A 4603-nucleotide genomic window follows, 5' to 3' on the forward strand; every position below is an offset into this window, starting at 1 on the left:
TGTCGCGGTACGACGAGATGTGCATGAGTGCGTACGGGTAGATGTGTAGGTCTGTGTGCACGTGTCGGTCGCGTCAGTGAGGTGTCTCGGCCAGGCTCGGCGGCGTTGATGGCGTCGGTTGTGCTGCGGGGTGCCGGATGGTTCTGGATGCGGAACGCTGGCTGGAGTTGCGTCGGTGGCGTGGTCTGCTGGAGGCCGGGGCGACACTGGCGGAGATCGCCCGGGAGACCGGTCTGGACTGGCGGACGGTGAAGAAGTACCTGGCCGACGGTGTGGAGGACGGGCCGCCGAAGGCGGCCGCGCGGCCGGTACGTCAGAAGGCTCAGATGGTCCGTCAGTTCGCTGCGGTCATCGATGCGATGCTCCGGGCCGAGCTGCTGATCAAAGGCACGGTGGTGCACGAGCGGCTGGTGGCCGAGTACGGCTTCACCGGCAGCTACCAGCGCGTCAAGCTGTACTTGCAGGAGGCCCGCCCCCGGATCGCGGCCGAGCTGGGCATGTCCGTGGACGAGATGCGACGGCTGCACCGCCGCTTCGAAGTGATCCCAGGCAGCCAGGCTCAGGTCGACTGGGGCGACGAGGGCAAGGTCCTCGCCCACATGGGCATCGAGAAGGTCTACTCCTTCCACATGACCTTGTCGTACTCCCGCGACCCGTTCTGCTGCTTCACCACCAGTCAGGACATCGAGACCTTCTTCGCCTGCCACCGGGCCGCGTTCGCGCACTTCGGCGGGGTGCCCGCGACGATCGTCTACGACCGCACCAAGACCGTGGTCCGTCGCCACGTCGCGCCGGGCAAGGCAGTCCCCCTGCATCCGGAGGCCGTTGCCTTCGCCGGGCACTACGACTTCGAACCGGACGTGCTGGCCGCCTACCGGCCCACCGGCAAGGGCCGGGTGGAGCGGCAAGTGCGGATCGTGCGCGACCACGTGCTGGCCGGCCGCTCCTTCTCCTCGATCGAAGAACTGGACGCCGCGTTCCTGGCCTGGGTGCCGCTGCGCCGCGCCCGGGTGCACGCCACCCACGGCGAGATCATCGGCTTCCGCGCCCGCCGCGACCACGCCGCCCTCAAGCCGCTGCCGGCCACCGACTACCTGCCCGCCCACCGAGAGTGGCGCCACGTCGGCAAGGACTGCCTGGTCTCCTTCAACGGCAGCCTGTACTCGGTGCCCGCCCGCAAGGTCGCTTTCCGCCAGCTCGTCGAGGTCCGCGCCACCGCAGACAGTGTCACCCTTCACGCCGTCGGCCCGGACGGGCTCAAACGCGACCTCCTCGCCGAGCACCCCCGCGCCTGCCGTCCCCGCCAGCGCGTCGTTGACGAGGCGCACTGGGACGGCCTGCCCGACGGCCACACCCGCGCCGTCACCATCAGCCACGAAGACTCCGAGCCGGCGGGCGGCACCGTCGTGCCCCTGCACCGCTCCGCTCCCACCCCGGTCACAGGCCCTTTGCAGGCGCTGCTGACCCGCAACGCTGCCGCGGCTGTCGCGGTCGAGCGCCGCCCGCTCTCACTCTACGAACAACTCGCCCACGCCCACCCCGCCCCATCTCCCGCCCGTCTGCGAGCCGTTGAGGAAGACCGTTGAACGAACTGGTCACCACCCGCATCCGTGCCACCGCCCAGCGGCTCGGCCTGACTCACCTGCCCGAACAGCTCGACGCCTTCGCCCGCCGCGCCGAGGAAGCCTCCATGGGCTACCTCGACTTCCTCGACCTGGTCCTCGACGAGGAGGCCGCCCACCGCGACGAGCGCCGCTTCCGCAGCGCGCTGCGGCTGTCCAAGCTGCCGCACCACAAGACGCTGGACGACTTCGACTTTTCCTTCCAGCCTGAGCTCGACCCCCGCCGGGTCAAAGACCTCGCCTCGCTGTCCTTCGTGGAGGACAAGGGCAACGCCGCCCTGCTCGGCCCACCCGGGGTGGGCAAGACGCATATCGCAGTCGCCCTCGCGGTCGCCGCCTGCCGAGCCGGGTTCTCCGTCTACTTCACGACGCTGGACGACATGGTCCGCAAGCTCAAGAGCGCCGACACCATCGGCCGCCTCGCCGGCACCCTGCGCACCTACACCCGCCCGAACGTTTTGGTCGTGGACGAGATCGGCTACCAGCCCCTGGACCGCGCCGAGGCCAACCTGGTCTTCCAGCTGATCTCGAAGCGCTACGAGAAGGGCTCGATCATCCTCACCTCGAACAAGAGCTTCGGAGAATGGGGACAGGTGTTCGGAGATGAGGTACTGGCAACAGCCATCCTTGACCGGCTCCTTCACCACTGCGAGGTCATCACGATCAACGGCTCCAGCTACCGGCTCCGCAACCGCCTCGCCGCCCTCCAGGAGAACGAGCAGGTGGCCTGACCCGGTACGGCCAGAACGACACGTCTACGCGTACCCCTCACGACATACAAAGGGGTACGCGGACATATGCTCCGTTTCGAGGTCGGGCAGGCGTATCTGTGGCGTGACGCGGACGGGCTCACGTTGATCGACTCTGGGGTTGCGGGGGCCGGTCCGGCAGTCGCCGATGCCATCCTGAGTGTCGGCTCGAAGCCCGGGGATCTGCGGCGTATCGTGCTCACCCACTTTCATGAGGACCATGTCGGCGGTGCTGCCGAGATCGCCGAGTGGGGTGGGGTCGAGGTGTTCGCGCACCGTTTGGACGCCGGGGTGATCCGTGGGCAGTCACCGGCTCCGTCACCGGTCTTCGCGGATGCTCCGGACTGGGAACGTGCCTTGTTCGAGAGCAAGCCGATGCTGCCAACGGCACCGCCGGTGCCGGTGGACCATGAGGTGGGTGATCAAGATGTGCTTCCCTTCGGTGGCGGGGCTCGCGTCGTGGCTGCGCCGGGTCATACTCCAGGCAGCACCGCATTTTATCTCCCTGCCTTCGGGGTGCTCTTCCTGGGCGACGCTGCAGCGAACGTGGGCGGCAAGACCATGGTCGGCGTGTTCAACACCGACCGCTCTCGTGCACTGGAATCCTTGCGGGCCTTGAGCCGGCTGGATGCGGAGGTGGCGTGCTTCGGTCACGGCGAGGCGATCGTGGGATCGGCTTCGGCAGCTCTGCGTGCTGCGGCAGCTTCCACGAATGGCAGTTGAGGATGCGGCGGACATGACAGCGGATCATTTGTCCGAACCTTGCTGCCTGGCTTTGGTCCGGGCAAGGCGGTAGGACTCGGTGCCGGTCTCGATGATCGTGCCGTTGAAGGTGAGGCGGTCGACGATGGCTGCGCAGAGCCGTGGGTCGGTGAAGGTCTTCGTCCAGCCTCCGAACGACTCGTTCGAGGCGATGGCCACGCTGTTTTTTTCCTCGCGTTCGGTCAGAACCTGGAACAGCATCTCGGCTCCGCGACGGTCGAGTTCGAGGTAGCCGAGTTCATCGATGCAGAGCAGGTCGACGCGTCCGTAGCGGGCGATGGTCTTGGTCAGCTGCTTGTCGTCGGCTGCCTCGACCAGCTCGTTGACGAGTTTCGCGGCGAGCACGTAGCGGACCCGGAAGCCGGCCATGGCTGCGGCCGCTCCCAGGCCGATCAGCAAGTGGGATTTGCCGGTGCCGGAGTCGCCGATCAGACAGAGTGGCTCGCCCTTCTTGACCCATTCGCAGGTCGCAAGGTTGTTGATCAGAGCGGGGGTGACGTTCGCGTTCGCGGTGTAGTCGAAGTCGGACAACCATTTCTGGCGGGGAAAGCCGGCCGCGCGGATGCGCCGTTCTGACCGGCGGCGGTCGCGGTCCTCGCACTCGGCCATCAACAGTTCGGCAAGGAAACCGCGGTAGGACAGGTGCTCGCGTTCGGCGCGGGAGACGGTGTCGGCGAACTGGGCCCGCATGGTCGGCAGCCGCAGCACCCGGCAGGCGGTGTCGATCGCGGCGTCGGAGGCGGGTTCGGTCAGGGCGTGGTGCGGGCCGGTCATGGGGCTTCCCTTCCAGGACGGTGCAGCAGTTGGTCCCAGCGGTCGAGGGCGGGCAGGGGACGCTGGTCGGTGGGCAGCCGGGTGGCCCGGCGTTCGGTCAGGCTGGGCAGCTGCAGGTCGGGCGGTGTGACCGGGTCGGGCAGCGGTGTGGTGGCGGTGACGGTCGGCGAGCGGCCCTCGGACTCGGCGGCCTTGCGCGCCTCCACCGCGACCACGTCCGCGGTGCAGACACTGATCGCGAGGGCGGCCCGGATCCCTGCGACCACGTCGCGGTGCTGCAGGTGGCGGTGCAGCAGCAGGACGTGAACCAGAGCCTTGGTCCCCTCGCTCTCGCCCAGGCCCCGCTTGGCCGCGGACCAGAACGCCTCATGAGCCGGGGTGAAGGACCCCTCGCGACGGGCCTGATCCAGGGCTTCGGAGCCGGCCAGCGCACCCGGCTTGGCCAGCAGCACTTCCAGGAAGTGGTCCAGCACGAGCCGTTCGGCGCCCTTCGTGGTCAGCCTGGGATGACGGGCGATCTCGGTGCGGCCGTGGAAGACCACCACCTCGCTGGATCGCAGCATCACGTGAACTTTGCGGCCGATGAACCGGACGGGTACCGAGTAGCGGCAGACCCGGACCGCGACCATGCCATAACGGTCGACTCGCGGGGTGAACGCGATACCGGTCTCGAACCCTTCCTCGGGCAGCGGCAGC

Annotated in this window: 5 protein-coding genes; 3 read left to right on the plus strand and 2 right to left on the minus strand. The window is 68.1% G+C overall.

The genetic code is table 11. The features are described from left to right. Positions 1-137: 137 nt before the first annotated feature. The 3 genes from istA to GFH49_RS23120 all read left to right on the plus strand — a co-directional run bounded on the left by istA (position 138) and on the right by GFH49_RS23120 (position 3094). Complete coding sequence (istA, locus tag GFH49_RS23110) at positions 138-1586, plus strand: IS21 family transposase (RefSeq protein ID WP_155055341.1); 1449 nt, start codon at positions 138-140, stop codon at positions 1584-1586. Continuing rightward, on the plus strand, positions 1583-2353 hold the full coding sequence (gene istB, locus GFH49_RS23115) for an IS21-like element helper ATPase IstB (protein ID WP_155055342.1): 771 nt from the start codon (positions 1583-1585) through the stop codon (positions 2351-2353). The genes istA and istB (GFH49_RS23115) overlap by 4 nt, the downstream gene beginning before the upstream one ends. Before the next feature lie 66 nt (positions 2354-2419). After that, positions 2420-3094: an MBL fold metallo-hydrolase gene (locus GFH49_RS23120; RefSeq protein ID WP_155057995.1), complete on the plus strand. Its 675-nt coding sequence runs from the start codon at positions 2420-2422 to the stop codon at positions 3092-3094. A gap of 24 nt (positions 3095-3118) precedes the next feature. On the opposite strand, the gene istB (GFH49_RS23125) is transcribed toward GFH49_RS23120, so the two are convergent. Together istB (GFH49_RS23125) and GFH49_RS23130 are read right to left on the minus strand one after the other, a co-directional pair. Then, the gene (istB, locus tag GFH49_RS23125; protein WP_155057996.1) at positions 3119-3907 is read right to left on the minus strand and encodes an IS21-like element helper ATPase IstB; all 789 of its coding nucleotides are present in this window, start codon (positions 3905-3907) and stop codon (positions 3119-3121) included. Beyond that, a partial coding sequence (locus GFH49_RS23130) for a Mu transposase domain-containing protein (protein WP_408055944.1) occupies positions 3904-4603 on the minus strand: 700 nt, incomplete at its 5' end. The genes GFH49_RS23130 and istB (GFH49_RS23125), both read right to left, overlap by 4 nt.

It is taken from the genome of Streptomyces blattellae, from assembly GCF_009709555.1.
Taxonomy (GTDB): Bacteria; Actinomycetota; Actinomycetes; order Streptomycetales; family Streptomycetaceae; genus Streptomyces; species Streptomyces blattellae.